This window comes from Nonomuraea sp. NBC_00507 (assembly GCF_036013525.1).
Lineage (GTDB): Bacteria > Actinomycetota > Actinomycetes > Streptosporangiales > Streptosporangiaceae > Nonomuraea.
Map to the genome: position 1 here is coordinate 10,471,296 of NZ_CP107853.1, position 24,069 is coordinate 10,495,364.

17 protein-coding genes are annotated in these 24,069 nt (G+C 71.0%); 9 read left to right on the top strand and 8 right to left on the bottom strand.

What is annotated here, in order from left to right; all coding sequences use genetic code 11:
• Positions 1 to 3: 3 nt before the first annotated feature.
• Positions 4 to 4,482 (bottom strand): hypothetical protein, encoded by a 4,479-nt coding sequence (locus OHA25_RS50150; RefSeq protein ID WP_327583913.1) that lies wholly within the window; start codon positions 4,480 to 4,482, stop codon positions 4 to 6.
• Positions 4,483 to 4,838: 356 nt separating this feature from the next.
• Between OHA25_RS50150 and OHA25_RS50155 the strand changes: the two genes are divergently transcribed.
• The 5 genes from OHA25_RS50155 to OHA25_RS50175 all read left to right on the top strand — a co-directional run bounded on the left by OHA25_RS50155 (position 4,839) and on the right by OHA25_RS50175 (position 9,820).
• On the top strand, positions 4,839 to 5,600 hold the full coding sequence (locus tag OHA25_RS50155; protein WP_327583914.1) for a TetR/AcrR family transcriptional regulator: 762 nt from the start codon (positions 4,839 to 4,841) through the stop codon (positions 5,598 to 5,600).
• Positions 5,584 to 6,531, top strand: coding sequence for an alpha/beta hydrolase (locus OHA25_RS50160; RefSeq protein ID WP_327583915.1), 948 nt, complete (start codon positions 5,584 to 5,586; stop codon positions 6,529 to 6,531). Before OHA25_RS50155 ends, OHA25_RS50160 begins: the two co-directional genes overlap by 17 nt.
• 131 nt (positions 6,532 to 6,662) lie before the next feature.
• Entirely contained in the window at positions 6,663 to 8,249 is a 1,587-nt protein-coding gene (locus tag OHA25_RS50165; RefSeq protein WP_442941982.1) for a flavin monoamine oxidase family protein, read from the top strand.
• Positions 8,250 to 8,265: 16 nt separating this feature from the next.
• Complete coding sequence (locus OHA25_RS50170) at positions 8,266 to 8,895, top strand: Rid family hydrolase (RefSeq protein WP_327583917.1); 630 nt, start codon at positions 8,266 to 8,268, stop codon at positions 8,893 to 8,895.
• Positions 8,896 to 8,986: 91 nt separating this feature from the next.
• Complete coding sequence (locus OHA25_RS50175) at positions 8,987 to 9,820, top strand: CPBP family intramembrane glutamic endopeptidase (protein ID WP_327583918.1); 834 nt, start codon at positions 8,987 to 8,989, stop codon at positions 9,818 to 9,820.
• Here the strand turns inward: OHA25_RS50175 and OHA25_RS50180 are convergent.
• Both OHA25_RS50180 and OHA25_RS50185 read right to left on the bottom strand, forming a co-directional pair.
• Positions 9,774 to 10,664 carry a hypothetical protein gene (locus tag OHA25_RS50180; protein ID WP_327583919.1) on the bottom strand — a complete coding sequence of 297 codons (891 nt, stop codon included), beginning with the start codon at positions 10,662 to 10,664 and terminating at the stop codon, positions 9,774 to 9,776. The two genes, OHA25_RS50175 and OHA25_RS50180, sit on opposite strands and share 47 nt — an antisense overlap.
• Positions 10,651 to 11,202 (bottom strand): RNA polymerase sigma factor, encoded by a 552-nt coding sequence (locus OHA25_RS50185; protein ID WP_327583920.1) that lies wholly within the window; start codon positions 11,200 to 11,202, stop codon positions 10,651 to 10,653. The genes OHA25_RS50180 and OHA25_RS50185 overlap by 14 nt, the downstream gene beginning before the upstream one ends.
• A 164-nt stretch (positions 11,203 to 11,366) precedes the next feature.
• Here OHA25_RS50185 and OHA25_RS50190 point away from each other — a divergent pair, with 164 nt between their 5' ends.
• From OHA25_RS50190 to OHA25_RS50200, 3 genes are all read left to right on the top strand, one after another.
• Complete coding sequence (locus OHA25_RS50190; protein WP_327583921.1) at positions 11,367 to 12,347, top strand: C40 family peptidase; 981 nt, start codon at positions 11,367 to 11,369, stop codon at positions 12,345 to 12,347.
• A 50-nt stretch (positions 12,348 to 12,397) separates the two neighbouring features.
• Positions 12,398 to 13,252, top strand: a complete 855-nt coding sequence (locus tag OHA25_RS50195) for an aldo/keto reductase (protein WP_327583922.1) — start codon at positions 12,398 to 12,400, stop codon at positions 13,250 to 13,252.
• Between the two features lie 122 nt (positions 13,253 to 13,374).
• Positions 13,375 to 13,620, top strand: a complete 246-nt coding sequence (locus OHA25_RS50200) for a hypothetical protein (RefSeq protein ID WP_327583923.1) — start codon at positions 13,375 to 13,377, stop codon at positions 13,618 to 13,620.
• On the opposite strand, the gene OHA25_RS50205 is transcribed toward OHA25_RS50200, so the two are convergent.
• From OHA25_RS50205 to OHA25_RS50225, 5 genes are all read right to left on the bottom strand, one after another.
• Entirely contained in the window at positions 13,615 to 14,910 is a 1,296-nt protein-coding gene (locus OHA25_RS50205) for an acyltransferase family protein (protein ID WP_327583924.1), read from the bottom strand. The genes OHA25_RS50200 and OHA25_RS50205 overlap by 6 nt on opposite strands.
• A 9-nt stretch (positions 14,911 to 14,919) precedes the next feature.
• A complete protein-coding gene (gene htpX, locus OHA25_RS50210; RefSeq protein ID WP_327583925.1) occupies positions 14,920 to 15,774 on the bottom strand; it encodes a zinc metalloprotease HtpX in 855 nt (284 codons plus the stop codon).
• Positions 15,775 to 15,916: 142 nt separating this feature from the next.
• Entirely contained in the window at positions 15,917 to 18,334 is a 2,418-nt protein-coding gene (locus tag OHA25_RS50215) for a glycoside hydrolase family 95 protein (protein WP_327583926.1), read from the bottom strand.
• A gap of 48 nt (positions 18,335 to 18,382) precedes the next feature.
• On the bottom strand, positions 18,383 to 20,257 hold the full coding sequence (locus OHA25_RS50220) for a glycoside hydrolase family 97 protein (RefSeq protein ID WP_327583927.1): 1,875 nt from the start codon (positions 20,255 to 20,257) through the stop codon (positions 18,383 to 18,385).
• 106 nt (positions 20,258 to 20,363) lie between these two features.
• Entirely contained in the window at positions 20,364 to 22,925 is a 2,562-nt protein-coding gene (locus OHA25_RS50225; RefSeq protein WP_327583928.1) for a helix-turn-helix transcriptional regulator, read from the bottom strand.
• Between the two features lie 77 nt (positions 22,926 to 23,002).
• Between OHA25_RS50225 and OHA25_RS50230 the strand changes: the two genes are divergently transcribed.
• Complete coding sequence (locus tag OHA25_RS50230) at positions 23,003 to 24,064, top strand: phosphotransferase (protein ID WP_327583929.1); 1,062 nt, start codon at positions 23,003 to 23,005, stop codon at positions 24,062 to 24,064.
• Positions 24,065 to 24,069: the final 5 nt, after the last annotated feature.

Here is a 24,069-nt window from a genome sequence, read left to right on the forward strand (position 1 = left end):
GGTTCACAGGTTCGCGAGCGCGAGGCGCAGCCGCTCGGCCGCCGCGTCGATCTGGTCCTGGCCGGCCAGGTCGGATCGGGCGTGCTCGAGTGCCGCGGTCAGCTCGGCGGTGTGCCGGCTCGGGTCTATGGCCTCGGCCTCCTCGATGAGCAGGTCGAGCAGGGTGCGGTCGTCGGTCATGGACAGGAACTCGATCTCGGCCACGTTCGTGTTGCCGGTCGGGAAGGCGACGCGCAGCCATGGGTGGGCGGCGGTCCGCGGGATCGGGACCGTGTACCACTGCGCGGCCGCGACCCCGCTGACCGTGTGCAGGTCGGTCCAGGTCGCGCCGCCGTCGGCGGATGCCCTGAACACGGCCCCGTTCAGCCTGGTGACGTGCGTGACCCGCGGGTGGTAGCGGAGGGCGTCCAGCGCCACCGCCTTCGGCAGGCGCACGTCGATCCAGCCCGACGCCGTGGTCGTGTCGGTGGCGGTGGCCAGGTCGCCGTCGAAGGCGCGCCAGCCGTTCTCGGCCTTGGTGCCGCCGCCTCCCCACGCCTCCGTGGACGCCTCCACCATGGACGGGTCGACGGTCACCTTCTGCAGCAACGCGCCTATGGGCACGAGTTGCTCGACGGCCGCGTAGATCCGGTCGATCAGCTCGCCCTCGTCACCGCCTGCCTTCGCCTCGGCGATCGCCTGGGTCAGCAGGTAGTAGCTGCCCTTGGTGTAGTCGGCCGCGGGCAGCTTCTCCGCCTCGGCGATCACCGCGGCGAGCGGCTCGGCCGTCGCCATCAGCAGGCCGGTACCCGGCCGCTCGGCGCCGTCGGCGCCGAGCGTCGTGATCCGGTAGAAGCGGGTGCCGTGGCGCAGCGGCTCGTCGGTGAAGCTGAAGGTCAGTGCGTTCGACAGCACCGGGCGCCACGTCCCGGCCGCTCCGTCCTTGCGGTACACGGTGAACCGGGTGGCGGTGTCCGGCTTGCTCCAGTGCAGCGTCACCTGGTCCCTGACCCGCTCCACGCGGGCGTACAGGGTGCCGTCGCGGTCGGGCGAGACCGTGACGTCGGTGAACGTGGCCGCCGTGGCTGCCACGACTCCGGCGTACACGCCTTCGGGAAAGGGGGTGAACAGCTCGGCCACGAACGACCACGACCGGCCGTCCTTGCTCGCCCACGCCCGCACGAAGTGGGAGTCGGCGTCCCGCACCAGCTTGACGAAAGGGTACTCGGCCGCGGTGTAGCCATGGACGTTCGCGTTGATCGGGCTGCGCCGGTCGTCCTGCCAGTCGTGGCGGGAGTCGCGGGTGCGGTTCTGCAGGACGAGCCGGCCCTCGGCGTCGGCGCCGAAGTAGATGTAGCGGGCGTCGGCCCGGAGCATGACCCCGCTCGCCGGGCCCTGCGCCTGCTCGATCCTCGCGCTGACCGATCCACTGCCGGTGAGCACCTCGTTGGAGAACAGCAGGGTGTCCTGGATATCGCGCTTGTCCAGGTAGTAGTCGTCGCCTTCGCCGAGCCCCTTCCCGTTGCCGCCGGTGAGCTCGACACGTTGCTTGCTCGTCTTGACGCGGCCGGTGATCTCGCCGATGCGGTCGACCGGCTCGGCGGGCGGCTCGACGGCCTGCGACGCCCACCCTTCGCCGTGCCGGTTGACCCCGGTCACGGTGTAGGCGCCCTGCTGGTCGGCCGTGAACGTCGTGCCGCGGACGCCGGTGGCGATCACCTTGCCGTCGCGCCTGATCGTGTAAGACTCGGCGCCGGCGGAGGGCTTCCAGGTGAGGGTGACGCCGTCGCGGTCGCGCAGCGCCTGCACGAAGTCCACATGGTGTGGCCTGGGCCGCTCCGTCACGTCCAGCTTCAGCACCATCGCCGTCTCGGGTGGCACGCTCACCGTGCCCTTGGCCACTTGCTTGCCCGAGACCAGGTCCACGGCGTCGCCGGGCACGTCCAGGGAGAACGACCGCTCGTTCCCGTAGACGTCCCTGGTGGTGTTGAACGCGAACAGGTAGCTCCCGTAGCGGGCGGTCAGGAAGTCGGCGTAGCCCGAGTAGGGGGTGTCGAACTCGTAGTTCTCCCGCCGGACGGTGCCGACGCCCGGCTGGTGGACGGCGGGCAGGATCTCGCCGGCCAGCGCCTGCGGCAGGCCGCCGTCGCCCTTCTGCTGGTCCTCCATGAAGTCGACGTCGATGTTGTCCATCCGCACGTTGTAGTCGCGGAAGGTGAACTGCGTGTCCGTGGCGAGCTGCACGATGGCGTGGTGGTTCTTGGCCAGGACGTGCAGCCGCCCGTTCCCGGCGACGCCGCGCTGCCGTTCGAACAGCGAGCCGAAGATCCTTGTGTCGCCATCGCGAAGGGAGACGAACATGTTGTCCACGTCCGCGAAGGCGAACCGCTCGTAGCGGGCCGGATCGACGCCCATCGCGGCAAGCTGCTCGGACGTGTACGCGGCGAAGTCCGTCTGCGGGAGCACGACCCCGGCCGCGGGCCTGCCGCGCAGGTAGGCGTAGGTCTCGGGCAGCCACAGGTCGTACTTCCGCTTGGCCTCCACGGAGGAGAACGTGTTGAAGTACTGGTTGTCGGCGAGCTGCTGCTGGACGAATCCGACGGCCTCGTTCGCGTAGCGCCGGTACGGCTCCCACTCCGCGCCCGCGTAACGCTCGGCGTGCTCGGCCATGTGCTTGTCGAGCGCGACGTACTCCATCGTGCGGCCCTCGGTGTTGCGCAGGGCGTAGGCCGGCCAGCCCGGGTAGCTCGCGTTGCGCTCGTCGACGACCATCTCGGCCAGAGCGACGCGCTTGCCGTTCGCGTCGACGCCGGTGTAACGCGTATAGCCGCGCGCGTGCAGGTTCTTCAGCGCCAGCTTGAGGATCTCGTCGTTGATCTTCTCGTCGCCCTTGTGTCCCCAGGTGCGGAAGAACCACTCCGGCAGGTAGTTGGTGGCCTCGCCGTAGTTGGCGACGAAGGTGTTCTCCCTGGTCAAGCCCGCTTTCGTCAAGCCGGTGTAGTGCTCGCCGTACGGCAGGCGGCGCACCACCTTCCCGTCCGCGTCGAGCTTCGACTTCGCCAGGCCCTTCGCGACGATCTGCGCGAAGTCGTCGGTGAAGCGGGCCGTCTGGTCGTGGTAGAAGAGCGAGTGGTAGAGGTCCAGGTCCTTGCCGTCAGGCCCCACCAGCACCTCTTCACCGAGGAACGGCTCGGCGCCGAGCGACTCCAGCAGGATCCGGTGGCTCCTGGCCTTGCCCTCGTAGAACCGCGACCCGATCACCCGCAGGCCCTCGTGCGCCTCCCACGCGCCCTCGTAGGTGTACATGACCTGGTTGAAGATGTAGGACAGGCGCGCTCGGGCGAAGTCGAAGTTGGCCTTCAGCACCCGCTCGTACGCCTCCCGCCTGGACAACTCGCCGCCGTCCCAGTCCACGCCCTTGAGCGAGGACGGCCCGTCCAGCGTGCCGGTGACGAAGGGCTCGTCCAGGAACGCCGCGAACTCCTCCGTGCCGTAGACCTCGGGGATCAGATTCTCCACGATGTACAGGGCCTCGCCGAGCGCCCCGTAGTAGCCACCCCAGTCGCCCTGGTGGCCGCCCCTCAACAGCAGCCGGGTGTTGGCGTAGTAATCCTTCACGTGGTTGTCGATGGCCTTGAACAGCCGCCGCAGCGCCGCCTTCTTGAGCTCGGGCGTGTTCGCCGGCACCCACGGCTCCAGCAGCGCGGAGGCGTAGAAGCGCAGGTCCTCCTGGTAGCGGACGATCGACAGTTTCGCGGTCGGTGAGGCGTCGAGCTGCGCGCTGTACTGGTTGAACAGGGCGATCTGGCTCTGCCGGTAGCGGTCGACCATCGCCTGCTTCTCGGCGTCGGTGGGGCCGGCCGCGGGCGTGGTGTCCGCGGTGACCGCCCCCTGCTTCTCGCCGGACACGTCCAGGGAGGCGGTGGTGTGCGTGTAGGCCTTGTAGTAGCCGCGCGAGTCGGCGGTCACGGGCTGGCTGAACCCGGCGTCATACGTCCTGACGGTCATCTCCGCCACCCGCCGGCCACGCGTGTGCTCCAGCGGCAACATGATCGTGTTGTAGTGGAACAGGCCCGGCAACGGCCTGCTGGACCCGATGTTGATCGCTTCGTAGTCGCCGGAGCGGCGGTAGCCGATCTGCTCACCGTTGATGTAGGCGATCGTCTTGTACGGAGAGACGTCGCTCCCCCAGAACTTCAGCGTGAAGTAGTTCTGCGCGACGGGGTCGACCGCCACCCTGAACCGCAGCTCACCGCCCTTCACGCTCGGCGGGTCGGTCGGCTTGGCGACCCTGGCCGGCTCTCCCAGCGCCCCGTCCACCACCGCGGTGGACGCCGCCTGCAGCGCGTGCGCGCTCTCGGACGCGGTGTCGCCGAACGTGACCATGTCCACGTATCCGGCGGGCAACGGGGCGGTGGCGGTGGCCGCGGCGGGTGCCGGGACATGAAAGGGCAGCAGCAGGATCGCGGCCAGGAGGCCGCGTAAGGGGTGCCGTAGGCGCATGGGGGGTGCTTTCGGGCTAGATAGAAACCGTTCTCCCGGAGAGTAGGCCGGAAGTTAGCCGGCCGACAAGAATCTGTTACCTAGGCGTTACATAGGTGCACTGCGAACGCAGACGCGTTTCCGCAGCTAGTCGGCTAAATAAGGGGCTGCAGGGTCGCGGTCGAATATGTCCACCCTCTTGCCACCCCACCCGCCCCCGGTTCTTGAGGGCACTGCTGATAGAGACCGATAACTACGATGCGGCGACTACGGGCCATGTGGACATCGAAGGGGCGTCGACCTGCGGTATCGGATCTTATGGACATGTGTCCGACAAGTACTGGACATGTGTCCGATACCTTTCTACAGTGTCCGGCATGGCTCTCACCGGAGTTCCCCCCGCGGCGTTCATGCGCACCGGCGACCTGGCGGATCCGCGGGCACAACGCACCCGCGCTTTACTCCTGGCCGAGTTCGAGCGCCAGCTCGCCCTCACGGGTCAGGTGCCGACCGTGGCCTCTCTCGTGCGCGAAGCCGGGGTGAGCCGCAGCGCCTTCTACTGCCACTTCACCTCCATCGAGGAGCTCGGCATCGCCGCGGTCCGCACCGCGCTCGATGAGCTGGGCGAGCGGGACACCGCGATGCGGCGGGCCAACGACCTGTCCGGCGCGAGCGTCACCCGGATGACGTACGGCGCCTTTTTCGCGCACATCGCCGGGCATCGGCACCTGTACGCGACGCTGGTGGCCGCGGCCGGCGACGGCTCTGCGCGCGATGAACTGCGCGAGGCGCTGGTACGCCAGACCCAGCAGTCAATCGAGGCGGTGCCAGGACGCCCGCAGGGGCTCGACAGCCGGCGGGCGGCGGCGTTCGTCATCGGCGGCGTGCTGGCCGTGTTGTCGGAGTGGCTGGCCGATCCTGACCCGTGCAGTCCCCATGAGCTGGCCGAAGCGATCACGGCGCTGATGCCGCCGTGGCTGGTCGGCAGCGGCAACGCCCTGCCTGCGCTCCAGGTCGACGTCGGCCCGCAAACACCCGCCACCCCAGCCGACATCGCCACACAGACACTCCCCACCCCAGCCCACATCGCCGCACAGACACCCCCCACAGGAGGAACCCCCCATGACGATGACGCTTGACCCGGAGATCGCGGCCGTCTTGATGGCCCAGGCGCAGACCATGGCCGACGTCATCCTGCCCGAGCGGGGTGACGCCATCGGCCTGCGGGCGATGATCGACGAGACGTTGAAGATGACCTTCGACGCCCTGCCGGACGCCCCCGATGTGACCATGACGCCGTGCACCGCGACCGCCGCGGACGGCGCCGCCATCCCCATGCGCTGGTACACCCACGCCGGGTCGCGTACCGGCGCCGCGGTGGTCTACATCCACGGCGGCGGCATGATCTGCGGATCGCTGGACAACTACGACCGGCTGGTGCGGCACTACGTCCAGCTCACCGGGGTTCCGTTCCTCGCCGTCGGCTACCGCCTGGCGCCGGAGTTCCCCGGCACCACGCCTGCCGAGGACTCCTTCGCCGGGGTCAGGTGGCTGTTCGACCACGCCGGCGAGCTGGGAGTCGACCACGCGCGCATCGCGCTGATGGGCGACAGCGGCGGTGGCGGCGTCGGCGCGGCCGCGGCCATTCTGGCCCGCGACAACGGCGTGCGGCTGGCCAGGCAGATCCTGATCTACCCGATGCTCGACGACCGCAACACCAAGCCCGACCCGGTGCTGGCGCCCATGGCGGTGTGGACCTACGACAATAACTACACCGGCTGGAAGGCCCTGCTGGGCGACGCGCTCGGCACGCCGTCGGTGCCCCCGGTGGCGGCGCCGGCCCGCCTGCGCGACTTCGCCGGGCTGGCGCCGGCCTACATCGAGGTGGGCGACCTGGATATTTTCCGCGACGAGAGCATCGCGTACGCCGGGAAGCTGCTGGCCGCGGGCATCTCCTGCGAGCTGCACGTCCACCCCGGCGCCCCGCACGCGCACGACTGGCTCAACCCGAACGCGGACATCAGCAAGCGCGTGGTCGCCGACCGCGTACGGGTCATCACCGCCCTGTAAGGGAACCCCAAAGACCTCACCTATTCCCGCCGGCCCCGATGACCGTGCCGAAACCCATTTAGAACACACGGCATGATCACCGGCAACAAAACACTCGCAGACTCACCTCCGACCAATCATGGAGGTGCGTGTTGGGGAACAGCAGACGCGAGTTCCTGTCCGCAGTGGGGTTGTCCGGCGGGGCAGGCGCGCTCTTTGCGACTATGGGGGCGCTCGGGCTCGCGCCGACCGCCGAGGCGTCCGCGAAGGGCGCCTTCGACCCACCGCAGTCATCCGACTTCTCGCTCACCGGACGGTCCGCGAAGAAGGTGGTGGTCCTCGGCGCGGGAGTGGCCGGGCTGGCCACGGCGTACGAGCTGGGCAAGGCAGGGTATGACTGCACGATCCTGGAGGCCCTCGACCGGGTCGGCGGGCGCAACTGGACCATCCGCGGCGGCGACCGCGTCACCGAGTTGGACGGCTCCACGCAGGTCGCGCGCTTCCGGGACGGCGCCTATCTCAACGCGGGACCGGCGCGGCTGGCGCAGTGGATGGTCACCATGGACTACTGCCGCGAGTTGGGCGTGGACCTGGAGGTGTTCACGAACTCCAACGCGCAGGCGTACATCTATCACCAGGGCATGCCGGCTCCCGTCCGCTGGCGCACGGCCAAGGCCGACGTCTACGGGTACGTGTCGGAGCTGCTGTCGCGGGCGACCGACGCGGGCGCGCTGGACGGGGCGCTGACCGCGCAGGACAAGGAGCGGCTGATCGCGTTCCTGTCGAGCTTCGGGGCGGTGGGCAACAAGGCGAGCGGGTTCAAGTACTCCGGGAGCTCGCGCCGCGGCTACGGCGTGAACCCGGGAGCGGGCGAGCAGCCGGGCACGGTGCTCGGGCCGGTGCCGTCGCTGTCGGAGGTGTTGTCGAGCGGCATCGGGCAGCGCTTCGCGTTCGAGTTCGGCTACGACCAGGCGATGCTGATGTTCCAGCCGGTGGGCGGCATGGACCAGATCCCGCGGGCGTTCGCCGACAAGATCGGGCGGCAGCGGATCAAGCTGCGGTCCGCCGTCACCAAGATCACCGATCTGCCGGACGGCGTGGAGGTGGAGTACACCGACCGGCACGGCCGTACGCAGAAGATCAAGGCGGACATGTGCGTGGCCGCGATGCCGCCGCACATCCTGGCCAAGACCCCGCACAATCTAGGTGCGGAGGTGCAGTCCGCGCTCACCACGCCTACCGTGGCCAGCTCGGGCAAGATCGGGCTGGAATACCGCCGCCGCTGGTGGGAGACCGACGAGGACATCTACGGCGGCATCACCAGCACCGACCTCGACGTCGCCACGATCTGGTACCCCTCCTCCGGGTACGGCTCCGCCCGCGGCCTGGTCGTCGGCTACTACAACTTCGGCGCGCAGGCCGACGCGTACGCCGCGCTCAAGCACGCCGACCGCGAACGCCGCGCGGTCGAGCAGGGCATGCTCATCCACGGTGCGAAGTACCGAGACGAGCTGGCGTCGTCGGTGTCCGTCGCCTGGAAGCTCCAGCCGCACATCGAGGGCGCCTGGGTGGGGTGGCCGTCCAGGCAGGGCGCGTACCAGCTGCTCAACAAGCCCGCCGGCCATGTGTACTTCGCGGGCGACTGGCTGAGCTACATGATCGCCTGGCAGTCGGGTGCTCTGGAGTCGGCCCGCAAGGTCGTCACCGAGCTGCACCAGCGCGTCCTGAGCACCTCCTGAGAGGAAACCCTCCCCTATGAAGATCCGCACCGCCGCTCTCGCCGCGGCCGCCGTCCTCGTCCTGGGCTCGGGTACGGCCGCCGCCACCACGTGGTGGTCGCCCAAGCCCACCGAGGTCAAGCCCTTCCTCCCGGCGGGCAACACCAACCCGGCGATCGCCGACGGCGTGGCACTCGGCAAGCTCGTCGCCACGTACACCGCCAGCGGGCTGGGCCCGGCGGCGGCCAACCCCGCAGCCCCGGCCGACTCCCCCGAGCGCTACATCGACTTCCCCGGTGCAGCGCTCCCGCCGGGCGTCACGATCACCGAGGCGCAGGCCCTCAACGTGCTCAAGCGCATCAAGGCCAACCTCACCGCGGCCGGCCTGGGCCTCGGCGACGTGGTCTCGATGCGTGCCTACCTGGAGAAGCCGCCGGGCGCGGCGGAGGCGGACTTCGCCGGCTGGAACCGCGCCTACCGCCAGTTCTTCGCCAACGTGGACCTGGCCACCGGCATGCCCGTCCCCGTCCCGCTGGGCACGGCGCCGCCCGCCCCGCCGATGGAGGCCAACGCCGCCCGCCCGGCCCGCGTGACGATCGAGATCGCGAACCTCCCCGTGGCGGGGTGGCTCGTCGAGGTGGAGGTCGTCGCCGCCTACAACCGCTGACCCGGCCGTCCCGGGACCCCGGTCCTGTCCTGACAGGACCGGGACCCGAGCCTCATGTGCTCGGGACCGCCGGCCTGGTGGGGTGCTCGGCATGAACCGACAGCTCACCACCTTCGCCGTGGCGCTCCCCGCGCTGGTCCTGCCCACCGTGGCCCTGGCCGTCGCCCAGGGCGCGAACGTCGCCCACGTTGACCAGGCCCCCGTCCTCGCCCAGATCGCTCTCTTCGGTCAGGCGTTCCTGCCCGCCCTGGCCGCTCTGATCGCCACCCGCCGCCTCGACTGGGGCTTCCGCCGGGTCCCGCTGCGCCTGCTGGCCCTGGCCTGGCTCCTGCCGATGCTCTGCGTCGGCGCCGGATACGGCGTCGCCTGGGTGACCGGCCTGGCCGCATTCGTCCCCGGGTCGCCGCTGGACGTGCTGATCGGCCTGGTCCCCGGCGTCGTGCCCTTCCTGGTGCTGGCGCTCGGCGAGCAGCTCGGCTGGAGCTCCCTGCTGACCGTGCGCCTGGCCGAAACCCGCGGCCCCGACGCCACCGCGCTGATCGTCGGGCTTGCCTGGGCCGCGTTTCACTATCCGCTGATGCTGTTCGTGCCCGGCGCGGTCGAGCCCGGCGTGCCCGCCGCCTACGCCATGGCGATCTTCACGGTCGAGGCCGTGGCGCTGGCGTTCCCGCTGGTGTGGCTGCGGCTGCGGACCGGCAGCATCTGGCCGGTCCTGCTCTTCCACGCCACGCTGAACGCCTCCATCTACTTCGTCGCCCAGCCGATGACCGGCCCCGGCACGGCATCGGCATGGCTGCTGGGCGAGGGCGGCCTGCTCACCTCCGCGGCCACGGTGCTCGTCGTGCTCGCCACGGCGCGCCTGTGGCGGGTCAAGGACTTCAGGACCCCGGCAGCGGAGCGTCCGGTTTCAACGGCTGCGGCGTGACCACCAGCTTGACCACCCCTTCGCTGTGCGGCACCGCCCGCCACACCAGCCAGTCCGAGCGCACGGTGTCGGCGGCGATGGGTTCGTACTTGACGCGGAAGGCTCCCTTCCTGCCGTCGAGGAAGAAGAAGATCGTGGTGCCGCCGGGGTCGGACTTCACCAGCTCATAGACGACCTGCAGGTCACGCTTGTGTACCTCGTCGAGCACCTCGCCGACGGTGCGATCCTCCAGCCGCACGCCCTCGAGCGCCTCCCCCGGCATCGTAGCCGTGGCCGCCGCCTGGTAGATCTCGCCGGGCTCCGCCGGCCGACCGAGCTGGGCGCGTACGTCGCCCTCGAAACCGACGGGAACCCGGAATGCCAGATGACATCCCGCCTCGCCGATCTTGCAACCGCTGGGTTCGAGGCCGCCCTCGAAGGTCCCCGCGGGCTTCGGTCCGGGCCGTGCCCGGACCAGATCACCGACGAAGCTGGGCGAGACGGGCACGAGCTGCAGGTCGACGTTCAGCCCGACGGCACGGAAGGCCTTGGCATATTCGGCGTGCTCGGCCAGCGGATCCTTGATCCTGGCCACCCACTTCCCGTTCTCCTGCCTGATCTCGATGGCCGAGCTGGCATAGGACGTGGCGCTTCCCCCGATCCCGGCCACGACGCTCGGGCCGACCACGGCGGCCGCTGCGAGCCCGGCCGTCACCACCACGCCGGCGACCAGCCGACGCCACCGATGAGGTCGCCGCGTCTTCGCCGGCTCCCCCGGCCGCCAGCCGATGGCCAGGGCGAGCTCATCGGGATCCCGCAGGGCGATCTGCGATCTCATCTTCTCCAGCAGTTCAGTCTCGTTCATCGAGCGCCTTCCGAACTTTGGTGCGGGCGCGGTTCAGCCGCGACCGCACGGTTCCCACAGGAATGTCCAGGACGTCAGCCACCTGCTGGTAGTTGAGGTCGCCCCAGGCGATCAGCAGCAGGACGTCACGATCTCCTTTGCGCAGGCCGGCCAGCGCTGCCGCCAGGTCTGAGGTTCCCGCGGCGGCGGTGACCTGTTCGGCGACCAGGTCGGCGTGGCCTTCCAGCACAGGGTCGACACCGGTGCGGGCCAGCGCGCGGTACATCCGCGACTCCGACCGGTGGTGGCGGCGCATCAGGTTCGTCGCGATGCGCCACAACCACGGCAACGCGTCGCTCCGGGCCTGGTCGTAGCTCTCCCGCTTGCTGAACGCCAGGTGGAAGGTCTCCGCCACGATGTCGTCGGCGAGATCGCCGCCGAGCCGGCGGGCGGCGTAGCGGTGCAGGGGCGGGGCGTGTCTCCTAAACAGCTCACCGAAGTATTGGGGGTCGTCGAAGGAGCGCGCGATTAACGTCGCGTCGTCACTCTCCGAACGCATCACATCAGGGAGGGGCATACGTGTCCTTCTCACCGTGACCGGCTTACACCCGGTACTAGCCCGGTACGGCGCCAAGAGTTCACGCCCACTGAACATCCTGGAGCCGGCCCGCGTATCTCCCCATGGATCGGCACCACAGTCCACTCGGACGAGGAGGCATGGTCGTGGCCGCGGCGACATGGCGTGGGCGAACAGCAGCCGCATTAGCGCTGGCCTCGGTCGCGCTGGCCGCCACCCCTGGGGTCGCGCGGGCCGATCCGTCGCCCGCCCAGGCCAGGGCCCGGCTGGTGAAGCTGAACGAGCAGGCCGACCAGCTGGTCGAGAAGTACAACCAGGCCACCGAGACCTACAAGACGGCCAAGAAGAAGTACGACGTGCTCAAGACCGAGCTCGCCGGCAAGGACGCCCGAGCCGACGCCCTGCGCCGGGACCTCGTCACCCTTGCCGTGAACGACTACAAGTTCGGCCCGTTCGGGAGCTGGGCGCCGTTGACCGCCCCGAGCAACCCCGAGGCGATCCTGGGCACGATGGCCTCGCTCGAGGAGATGGCGCGAGCGCGGGCGGCGAAGGCGGACGCCTACGAGGCGGCCATCAAGGAATTGCGCGACCGGCACGGCGAGGCCAAGACCGTCCTGGCGGCGGCCGAGGCCGCGCGCGACAAGGTCCGCGCGGAGAAGTCCAAGGTCGACAAGATGGTCACGGCGCAGACCAGGCTCATGCGCCGGCTGGGCCTCTTCCGGACCGGCAACCCCGAAAGCCCTGGGATCCAGTACACCGGGCCGGCCTCCGGGAACGCCCGATCAGCGCTCGAGTTCGCCTTCGCCCAAGTGGGCAAGCCGTACCGGTTCGGCGGCACCGGGCCGGGCTCCTTCGACTGCTCCGGCCTCGTCCAGACCGCCTGGCGCACTGCCGGCGTCTCCTTGCCGCGCACGACCTATGACCAATGGAGCTGGGGCGCCGGCCGTCGTGTCTCCCTGGACACGATCGAGCCGGGGGATCTGCTCTTCAGTAAAGGGCTCGGGCACATGGGCATGTACGCCGGCGACGGGAAAATGGTCCACGCGCCCCAGACCGGGGACGTGGTCAAGGTGGTCGACCTCGACGACTACTGGCGTACGCGCCTGCTCGGCGCCGTGCGCCCATGACGGGCCGGCCGTCTTGACCTGGAGTGCGCTCCAGCAGACAGGGTGGACCCATGAGAACACGTCCCTTGGGAAATCACAGCGTGGGCGTCATCGGGCTTGGGGCCATGCCCATGTCGGTGGCCGGTCACATGCCGGACGAAGCCCAGTCGATCCGTACCATTTTGGCGGCCCTGGACGCGGGCGTGACGTTGATAGACACGGCTGATGCGTATACGCCGTCGCACACCGACGTCGGACACAATGAGCGGCTGGTCGCCCGGGCGCTGTCCCTGTGGGCCGGGGACACCGGCACGGTGCTGGTCGCGACCAAGGGCGGGCACACCCGCGTGCCGGACGGCTGGGACGTGGACGGCAGCCCGTCGTACCTGAAGGAGGCCTGCGACCGGTCGCTCAAGGCGCTCGGCGTCGACAGCATCGGGCTCTACCAGCACCATCGGCCGGACCCGCGGGTGCCGTACGAGGAGACGATCGGCGCGCTTAAGGACTTGCACGACGCCGGCAAGATCCAGATGGCGGGCATCTCGAACGCTAACCCGGAGCAGATCCGGCTCGCCCACGAGATCCTCGGTGACCGTCTGGTGAGCGTCCAGAACGAGTACTCGCCGCGGTTCCGCTCCAGCGAGCCCGAGATCGACGTCTGCGCCGAGCTCGGCCTGGCCTTCCTGCCGTGGTCGCCGCTGGGCGGCATCAGCCGTACCGGGGAGCTCGGCCGGCACAACGCCGCCTTCAACGAGATCGCCGAGGAGCGGGGCGTGTCGCCGCAGCAGGTCTGCCTCGCGTGGGAGCTGGCCCGCAGCCCCGTCGTCATCCCCATTCCCGGCGCCAGCCGCCCGGAGACCATCCTCGACTCCGTCGGCGCCGCCACCCTGGAGCTCAGCAAGGAGGAGCTCGCCCGCCTCGGCTGACCCAGGGGTCACGACGTGACGGTACGTGCCGTGGCGAGGTCGGGGGCAGGTGTCGGACGCCGGTCGCGGGGTAGGACGGGGCGCATGATCGGACAGCGACTTCCCCCCGCACGTCCGGTGTTGTGGCCACTGCGGCCCGCCGAGTCGGCGCTGGTCTGGCACCCGCTGGACCACATCTCGTACCAGGTGATCCGGGCGGCGGCGTCGGCCCGGGCGCACAGCTGCACATCACCGAGGCCCTCGGGCGCGATCCCGGCCGGCTGATCGACATCCGCGTCCGGGTCGAGGAGCTGGGCGCGGCGGGCGCGATCATCGCCAAGCGGGTCGCGGGCACCCACCTGGTTCGCTTGGAGAACGAGGAGTCATGAGGCCGATCGCCACCGGGCGAGCCGCAGGACACCGGCGCCGGCGAAGTAGGCGATCAAGGTCGTGGCGGGCCAGCCGTGCGCGCCCGGGCCCGTGAGCGCGACCCCGAGCAGGCCCGCGAGCACCCCGCCCACGCCGAGGACCGTGAGGACGCCCGCTATCGCGCCGGCCACGGCTCCCGCCGCGGGGCGGGGGCCGACCCGCCGTTCGACAGGACCGAACACCAGCACCAGCACGCCGAGGATCAGCGTCAGCACGACCAGCCAGGGCAGCCGCATCAGCACCCACGCGGGCGACCCGGGCGGCTCCGCCAGCACGGCCGTCCGGTGCAGCGCCAGGGCGCCGAGCACGGCGGCCGTCATGTGCCACAGGAACAGCGTCATGATGACCAGGTTGACCGCCACGATCACCGTCCAGGGCCGCGGCCGTCGCAACCACCGGGCAGCCGGAGCGCGGAACGCCAAGGCGAGCCCGGTCTGCGTCAGCGCCAGCGCCAGCAGCGCCAGGGTGGGAGGCGAGGTGTTCTGGATCTCCTGTCCCGCGATCCCCACCATGCTGGTCGGGTAGGGGCCCGCCACGGTGAGCGCCACCAGCGCGGTCAGCCCGGCGGCGGCCATCGGCAGCCCCACAGCGGGCCTGGCCGGCAGCCGCCCGTCCTGCCAGGAGAAGCCGAGCTGGTGAACGGCCAGCCAGGCGAGCAGGAAGTTCCCGTCGGCCGCGACGGGCATCTTCAGCACCAGCCGGGCCGCGTCGCCGACGCCGACCAGAACCGTCAGCGCGATCGGCACGGCCAGGCCGTAGCGGCGGTGGAGGGCGTGGGTCAGCGGGGTGAGGACGACCACGGCCAGGTAGGCGACCAGGAACCACAGCGGGATCCCAGCCGCCCACACCGCGGTGCCGACCAGCGCGGGATCGGCCCCCAGCGCCCGCGCTGCCAGGGCGGATCCGGCCAGCACGGCCAGCACTACGGTGGTGGGCCGCACGAGCCGGTCGGTACGGCGCAGCACCCATGCGGCCGCGTCGCCGCCTCGTTCGCGGTGGGCGGTCAGCGAGACGGCATTGGCGTAGCCGCCGACCAGGAAGAAGACGGGCATGACCTGGAACAGCCAGGTCAGGGGGCGCGTCCACGGCACGATCTCCAGCACGTTGCCGGTTTGGACGCCCCTGGCGGGGGTTGCCTGGACGTGCACCGCCAGCCAGTGCCCGACGACGACGGCCGTGATGGCGATCGCGCGGAGCAGATCGACATGGCGCTCCCGCTCCGGTGGCGTCCTCTCCGCCAGCCGCCGCATTTCCCGCGATCAGCCCTGGATCCCGGCCATGGACTCCAGCCGGCGGATCCGATCGGCGATGGGCGGGTGCGTGGAGAACAGCCGCCCGAGACCGCCACCGCGGAACGGGTTGGCGATCATGAGGTGGGAGGTCGACTCCAGCCGGGCGTTCTGCGGAAGCGGCACCTGCCGCGTCCCGGCATCGATCTTCCGCAGCGCGGCGGCCAGCCCCAGCGGGTCCTGCGTCAGCCGGGCGCCCGATTCGTCCGCCTGGTACTCCCGCGCCCGCGAGATGGCCATCTGGATCATTGCGGCGGCCATCGGCCCGAGAATCATCAGCGCCAGCACCCCGAACACCCCGGGCCCGTTGTTGTTGCGGCCACCGCCCCCGAAGAACCCCACCATGTAAGCCAGGTAGGTGATCATCGTGGCCAGCGCGCCCGCGACCGAGGAGATCAGGATGTCGCGGTTGTACACGTGCGACAGCTCGTGACCGATGACCGCGCGCAGCTCGCGTTCGTTCAGCATGTGGGTGATCCCGAAGGTTACGCAGACGGCCGCGTGCTCAGGATTGCGGCCGGTGGCGAACGCGTTGGGCTGCAGCATCGGCGACATGTACAGCCGTGGCATGGGCTGGCCCGCCCGGTCCGACAGCTCGCGGACCATCCTGTGCAGTTCCGGCCAGTCGGACTGTCCGACCGGCTGCGCGCGCATCGCCGACAGTGCGATCTTGTCCGAGAAGAAGTAGGCGACGGCGTTGCTCGCGAGCGCGACGAGGACCGCGATCTGCACCCCGCGCCCGCCGCCGAGCCACCACCCCACCAGAATGATCAAAGCGGACAGCGCACCGAGGAGAACCGCGGTACGCAGGCCGTTGTGCTGCATGACGGCCTCCTTTCCCCCTGCGCACCCCCTACCCCCTCCGGGCCCGCGGATGCCGGGCCCGGAGAGGGCAGGGTCCCGAGACCGCCTCCGGCGGCTCGGGCCCCGCGCCGTCTACCGGCCGGCCGGGACGATCCGGTGCCGTCTACCGGCCGACCGGCACGATCCGGTAGTCCCCGCCGGGCCGGGTGCGGAAGGTCACGGTGTCGCCGTCGGTGGTGTGGGCGACCGGCCGCCCGCGATCCGTCGTGACCCGGACCCCGCCGCGGAACGCGTCACTCCGCAGGGTGACCGTGCCGCCCTCGTCGGCCGTCAGCCGCGCCTCGGACAGCCGCCCCGACGCCCACGTCAGCCCGAGGGTGTGGCCGCCGCGGGCACGCAGTCCGGAAACGCTGCCGTCGGCCCAGGCGGCGGGCAGCGCGGGCAGCAGGTCGATCATCCCGAGGTGGCTCTGCAGCACCATCTCCGTCATGCCGGAGGTGGCGCCGAAGTTGCCGTCGATCTGAAACGGCGGGTGCGTGTCCCAAAGGTTGGCCAGCGTGCTGGTCTTCAGCTGGTCGGCCAGCAGCTTGTGCGCGCGGTCGCCGTCGAGCAGCCGCGCCCAGAAGTTGATCTTCCAGGCTTTGCTCCAGCCGGTGCCCGCGTCAGTGCGGGCGTTGAGCGAGACCTTGGCCGCCTGCGCCAGCTCCGGCGTCGTACGCGGCGAGACCTGCCGTCCCGGGTGCACCGAGAACAGGTGGGAGACGTGCCGGTGGGTCTCCGCCGGGTCGTCGATGTCCTCCTTCCACTCCTGCAGCTGCCCCCACTTCCCGATCCGTAGGCCCGGGTCGAGCTTGGCCAGCACGTCGCCGGCGGCGTCCGCCTCCTTCTCCTCGCCCACCAGCTCCGCGGCCTCGCGCAGGTCGGTGAACAGGTGCCAGAGGATCTGCTGCGACATCGCCGCCCCCGCCGTGGTGGGGCCGATCTCGGGGGATCGGCTGGGGATGGCGACGAGCCTGCCGTCCCTGGGGTCGGTCTGCAGGAAGTCGTGCCAGAACGCCGCGGTCTCCTTCATGACCGGGTACGCGGTCCGCTTCAGGAACTGCTTGTCCAGCGTGAACCGGTAGTGGTCGTAGAGCTGCAGCGACAACCAGGCGCCCGACTCGGGGAAGAAGTAGGCGGGATGGTCCCATGCCCCGGTGTGGCCGAAGACGTTCGAGGCGTGGTGGGCGACCCAGCCGTCCGCCCCGAACATCTGCTTGGCGGTGACCCGGCCGGGTTCGCGTAGCCCGTCCACGTAGGTGTGCAGGGGTTCGGCGAGCTCGGCCAGGTTGGTCATCTCGGCCGGCCAGTAGTTCATCTGCAGGTTGATGTTGAGGTGGTAGTCCGCCTGCCATGGCGGGGCCTCGAGCACGTTCCACACGCCCTGGAGGTTGGCCGGCAGTGACCCGGGGCGGGAGGAGGCGATGAGCAGGTAGCGGCCGTACTGGTAGAAGAGCTGCTCCAGCGCCCGGTCGGCGGCCGGGGCGGTGCCGTACTGGGCGAGCAGGTCGTCGGTCGGCACGGCGGGCAGGCTGCCGCCGAGGTCCAGCCGTACCCGGTCGAACAGGGCGGCGTGGTCGGCCCGGTGCGCGGACAGCAGCTTGGCGTAGCCGCGGGCGGCGGCGGCGTCGACCCGCGCCGTGAGCTTGGCGTGCGGGTCCTCGCCCTTGTAGGCAGGGTAGTCGGGGGCGTAGTCGGTGCCGGTGCCGAGGATGAGGACCACGGAGTCCGCGCCGGCCACGGAGACGGTCCCGTCGGGGTTATCGGTCCTGGTCCCGCCCTGGTTGAGGACCTGGAGCTGGGCCTCGTACGCCATCGCGTTGCTGGTCAGCGCCCCCTTGACGGTGACCCGGCCGCCGGCGGCCGTGGCGGTCGCCGAGCGGTTGGCGGGCACGGCGACCCTGGCGGTGAACGTCACCCCGCCGGGCCGGGCGGCGGCGACCCGGGCCACGACCACGCCGGCCGGCGCGGAGGCGAAGTACTCACGCGTGTGGCGCACGCCGCCGGCCGTGAACGACACACCGGCCACGCCGCGCGCGATGTCCAGCTCCCTGCGGTAGTCCGCCACCTGCGCCGGCAGCTCGGGGAAGGCGAGGCGCACGTCGCCGAAGCTCTGGTACGCGCCGAACCTGCGGTGTCGTGGCGTGTCCGACTTGTGCCCGAGCGCGGCCAGCACGTCGTTGGGCGAGATGCCGCCTTCCTTCCAGATCCGCTCCCTGATGGCCTCCAGCGCGCCGGGCCGAGGGGCGTCCCAGTTGCCGTAGGTGTAGTCGGAGACGCCGGGGCCGCCGGTCCACAGCGTCTTGTCGTTGAATTGGAGCCGCTCGGCCTGCACGCCGCCGAACACGGTGGCGCCCATGGCGCCGTTGCCGATCGGCAGCGACCGGGTCTCCCAGCCTTGGTTGGAGTCGGGGGCCGGCTCGTCGTACCACAGCGTGTACGGCTGCGCCGCGTACCCGGCCTGCGCCTGCGTGGCCGGGACCACGGTCAGCGCCGCGCCGAGTGCGAGGGCGATCGGCCCTGCCAGTAACCGTTTCTTCATGAGGGTGCACCTATACATCGGATGTGTGACAGATGGCAGATCGGAGGTCTATCGGTCGCACGTGGTGATCGCGGCGTGCCGGCGGCAGGCGATCGCCGCGTAGCCGCCCTCGGCGGGCACCGCCACGCTCAGCCGGTCGCGCGGCCCGTCGATCACGTGGCTCTCGCGTACCAGGCCGTTCGTGCCGTCGCGGACGACCTCGACCAGCCACCGGCCGTGCAGCATGCTCAGCGGGACGTCCAGCGTGCGGGCCGCGCCGGACACGCCGGCCCCTATGAACCACCGGTCGCCGCTGCGCCGGGCCAGCACCACGTGGTCGGCCGGGCGGCCGGACAGCAGCCGCGTCTCGTCCCAGGCGGTGGGCACCTGCTCGAGGAACCGTTCGGCCTCGGGCCTGGTCTGGTAGGACTCGACGGTGCCGGCCAGGTTCTGCAGGCCGGACTCGTACGTCACCGCCAGCCCCAGCTCGTGCGCGTCGGACGTGGGCCGGCTCGGCCGGTGGAAGGCCATCGGCGTGTAGTCCATGGAGCCGATCACGTTCCTGGTGAAGGGCAGGGTGGTCAGGTGCGCGGTGGTGAGCGTGCGCTTCTCGCCGCCGTGCACGCCTTCCATGGTCATCACGTGCGGCCAGGTGCGGTGGATGCCTTTGGGGACGGTCGAGCCGTGGAAGTTGACCAGGAGACGGTTCGCGGCGGTGGCGGGCAGGATCTCGTCATACCAGCGCAGCCGCTCCTGCGACTCGGCGTCCATGAAATCGATCTTGACGCCGCGCACGCCCCAGCGGTTCAGCGTGGGCAGCCACAGGTCGCGTTCCTCGGGGGTGTCCAGGTCGCGGAAGTGCACCCAGACCAGGATCTCCACGCCCTTGCCGCGGCCGTACTCGACGAGTTGCGGCATCCAGCTGGTCGCCGGCCAGTCGGGGTCGGTGACGTCCCACTGGTCCCGCAGGAAGTACCAGCCTGCGTCCACCGCCACGTAGGGCCAGCCGCGCTGGGCGGCGTAGTCGACGTACCCCTTCTGGATCTCCAGGCTCTGCCCGGCCTCCCTGCCGCCCGCCAGCCACGTCCAGAGCACCTGGCCGGGCCGGATCCACGAGGTGTCGCGCACCTCGGAGTCGGGAGCGAGGTCGTCGACCAGCGTGGACTCGGTGACCGTGGCCAGGTCCCCGATGACCAGCACCCGCCAAGGAGTCTCCCCCGCAGCCTGGACCTGCTGGTCCCACAGCTGCAGCCGGTACGTGCCGCTGCCCTCCTCGTGCGTCAGCCGCGGCCCCGAGTAACCCCCGCCCAGGGCCGACTCGGTGATCAGGAGGTGGCCGCCGCCGGTCTCGAACAGGGCGGGCACCATGAAGTCGGCCGCGGGCGCGCTCAGCGCCGTGTACTGGACGAAGGGGTTCTCATAGTCGCGGCGGTGCCGGGCCAGCCAGGCGGTGGCGTCCGGACGGAGGGTGAACGCGGACGTCTCGCGCAGGACCGGCCCGTGGTCGCCCGGCCACTGATACCGGTAGGCGACGCCGTCCCTGGCGACCCTGACGACCAGGTCGAGCCGGGCGCCGGCGGCATTCTCGAAGGCGAACGTGGCCTCCCGCATGAGCGCCGACCGCTTGAGCCGCTTGCCGACGGTGGTGGTGTAGTGCTCGGTCACCACGCGTTCGCTGTCGTGCATGAAGCGCAGCCCTTGGGACAGGTCGGCCCGCTCGGTGACGAGGCCGACCGGGCTGGGCTCCAGGACCCGGGCGCCGTGGCGCTCGGCGGCCAGGGTGAGCGTGCCCGCCCCGGGGTCTAGTGCGAGTTCGGCCGCCGGGCCACCCGGGAGGCCGGAGACCCTCCAGCTCTGGTCGGCGGCCCGGGCAGGCAGGGCGGGGAGGAGACAGAGGGTCAAGAGGAGTGCGGCGCACAGACGTAACGGCGTGGCGGTCGGCATGAGGGCTCCTGCAGCCGGATACATCGGACCTATTTCCGGATCGTAAACCCTCCGTTTCGGTATGGCCAGGAGGAGATCCGATCTCTTTCGCCGATCAAACAGTCCGTCAGAGGGTGAACAGCAGCTCGGCGAGCTCCGTCCGGTTGCTCAGGCCGGTCCGCTCGTACACCTGGACCAGCGTGTTGGCGACGGTCCGCCGGGAGAGCACCAGCTGGTCGGCGATGTCCTGGTTGCTCATCCCGGACGCGGCCAAATGGGCGATCTGCCGCTGCCTGGGGGTCAGCTCCGGCGTGGCCAGGCCTGTCAACACCGGAGTACGCGCGCCTGCGCAGCGGCGGGCCAGCTTCCAAGCGCGGGTCTCCGCGGCTCGCTGCTGCCGCACCAACCCTTGCCGCCCGTACGCCGCCGCCGACTGGGCGGCTGCCTCCGCCGCGTGCAGCAGCATGCCGAGCCCTTCGAAGGCGAGCGACACCGCCTCCAGCTCCTGGGGATCATCCGTGGCACCCGCGTGCCGGGCGAACAGCGGGGCCAGGTCGCCTTCGACCGTCGCGGCCAGCCGGGTGAGCCGCTCCGCGGCCCGGTCCACGGCACCGAGCCGGACGGCGTCGTGCAGGGCGTGCAGCTCGTAACCCGGCAGCCCGTCCGCCGCGTCGGCGGCTTCGAGCGCCGCCTCGACCGCTCCGGCCACGTCACCGGCGGCGGCGAGCATCCACGTCCGGGCCGACCGGAAGGCGAACTCGACCTGGTAGCCGATGCGCCGGCCCAGCTCCCCGGCCAGCTCCATGGCGGCCCGCGCCGCGGCCACGTCCCCGGTCAGGGCGTACGCGTGAGCCAGCTCGGCCAGGCACAACGCGCCCTGCGGCGTCCGGCCTCGTAGCCGCACCGCCGCCTGCCTGCACAGCCGGACGGCCTCGGCAGGCCGGCCCTGGAGCCTGCACACCCAGGCGCGTAACGTGCCGAACAAGACCAGTGCGCGGTCCCAGCCCACATAATCCTCGCCGATGCGGTATCCGGCGTCGGCGAACCTGCGCGCCGCCACCAGATCCCCTGCCGCCACGGCGGCGACGACGCCGGCGTCCGCCAGGGCGGCCGTGAGTGCCGGCAGCCCCGCCGGCTGCGCGTCGACGGCGTCGAGCCCTTCGCCGGCGCGGCCCATGGCCCGGCGAACCCGTCCCTCGTGGATGAGGAGGCGCGCATCCAGCGACCCCAGGCCGATCTCGAGCCGGGTGCTGAGGGGGCCTATCCGGCGGATCTGCTCCACCGTCGCCCTGACCTCGTCGAACATGCCCATCGCCTGCTCGAAGGAGGTTCTGATCACCAGGACGCCCTGGCGCGACTCCGGCTCGGTCATCGTGTCGTACGCGTCCGTCAGCGCGGCCCGCGCCTCGGCCTCCCGGCCGAAGCCCCAGAAGAGGTTGAGCCCGTGCACGGACATCAGCTCGGCACGCGTCATGTCGTCGAGCGGCTCGCCCGCCACCTCACGCAGGACCGCCTCCGACTCTTCGTACCGGTCGGCGTAGTTGAGCACGGCGGCCAGCGCGGTGACCGCCGCGAGCCCTCCTCCGGCCGCCAGCGCGGCCCGCCCGAGTCTGGCGGCCAGGTCGAGCGCGCGTACGCTCCGCGCGACCTGGCAGGCCTCGACGAGCAAGGCAGGGTCGCCGGCCGTCCCGCTGTCGAGCCGCCAGAGCGCGACTCGGAGCACGTCCTCGCCGCCGCGGCCCTCGGCCTCCTCGACCGCGTCGGCCAGACTCCGCAGCACTTCACGGGTGCGCAACGTGCCGCACCCGGCCCGGATCACCTCGCTGTAGAGGGGGTGCGCGAGCCGTACCGTCATCCGCTCCCTGGACACGGTCACGAGCTGACGATCCTCCAGCCGCCCCAGCGTCGCCGACGGGACCAGCGTGGTCAGCACGTCCGCGGCCAGCGGCTCACCGTGGGCGACCAGTTCGAGCGCCGCCCGTTCACCGGCGTCGACGTCGCCGATCCGGCCCTCGATCAGCTCGCGCAGCCGCATCGTCACCGGGATCTCCCCCACCCAGTGCCACACCCCGTGCCGCTCGGCGAGCACGCCGCCCGCCTCACCGGCCAGCACGAGCTCACGCAGGAACAACGCGTTGCCGTCGCTCGCCCGCCACAGGCGCCTGACCGTCGGGGCCTCCACCTGCCCGCCCAGCGCTCCGGCCAGGACGAGCCCCGTCTCCTTGAGCGTCATCGGGGCCAGATCCAGGCGCGGCAGCAGGTCGTCCTTCCACAGCGCCGTCACCGCGTCGGGCGCCCGCTCGCCGCTGCGCGTCGTCGCCAGCACGCGTGCCCGGCCACCGGCCACCATGTGGTGCACCAGCGCGGCCGACACCGGATCCAGCAGGTGGGCGTCGTCCACCATGAGCACCTGGTGCTCGCGCCGCAGGACGTCGGCGGCCCAGCGGATCACGTTGCCGCTGGGCGGCTGGTCGGGCAGCAGATGTGCCATCGCGCCCAGCGGGACCTCCGAGGCCGCGGCCGTGGCCATGATCCAGGCCACGCCGCCGGTGTCGCGCAGCGCCTCGGCCGCCAGGCGGCTCTTGCCCGCGCCGGCCGGCCCGGCCACGACGGCGCCTCCGGATTCCAGTGCCGATCGGATGGCCGCGAGCTGGGTTTCCCGGCCGGCGAAAGGCCACGAGGAGCGCACATGGGGATGGTACGGGGGAAGATTTGAGTAGGCCATGCTCTACCCGGGATCGTGCGGAGCACGACACCGTGGTGCCCATGACCGCGATCACCCCGCTTGTACGGAAATATCTGGACGATGAGCGTGCAGAGGTGGCCTCCGTCCGGGTGGAGACGATGGATCACGCGGCCGGCACACCGTCCAGCGGCGGGCTGCGCCGGGTCAGCGGCACCACCACCTGCGGCCGTCCGTGGTCCTTCGTCGTCAAATCCATCCATTCCGCCCGGCACTGGCCGCACATCGACTCCGTCCCCGAGCCTTTCCGTACGGAGTTCATCGGCGAGTTCCCGTGGCGTACCGAGGCCGACGTCTACACCGCAGGCCTCCCGATGCCGGCCGGGCTGCGGCTGCCCCGCCTGTTCCTCGTGGAGGACCTCGGGGACGACCGTCTCGACCTGTGGCTGGAGGACGTGCGCCCCGCGCCCGGCGAATGGGACCTGACGAGGTACGCAGGCGCGGCACGGGGCTTGGGCCGGCTCGCCGGCCTGCGACCGGCCGGCGGGCCGCAGACCGACACGGCGCTACGGATCTACGTCACCAAGCGGATCATGAACCATGCGGTGCCCGCCCTGCTCGAGCCCGCCGTCTGGCGGCATCCCCTCGTCGCCTCGCACGCCGACCCGCTGCTCCAGATGGATCTGGACGCCTTGGCCCGCCATATTCCCGCGCTCCTCGCAGCCGCCGCGTCCCTGCCTCACACGATGGCCCACGGCGACGCCAGCCCGCAGAACCTGATGGTGCCCGTGGACGCACCCGGCGAGTTCGTGGCCATCGACTGGGGGTGGCAGGATCCCGTGCCGATCGGTTTCGACCTCGGCCAGCTGCTCGTCGGCCTGGCCCATCTGGGGGCCACCGAACCCGGAGAGCTGCCGGTGATCCATCGGACGATCCAGGAGGCGTACACACGGGGCCTGGCGGACGAAGGAGTCGCCGGCGATCACGTCGCCGCCGGGTACGTCACCACGCTGGTGCTGCGCAGCGCCTTTACGGCCATCCCCGTGGAGCGCCTCGGCGAACCGGTCACCGACGGCCTGCAGGACCTGTTCCGCAAACGTGTCGGCCTCGCCCGCTTCATCGCCGATCTCGGCCTCGCCCTCTGATCCGG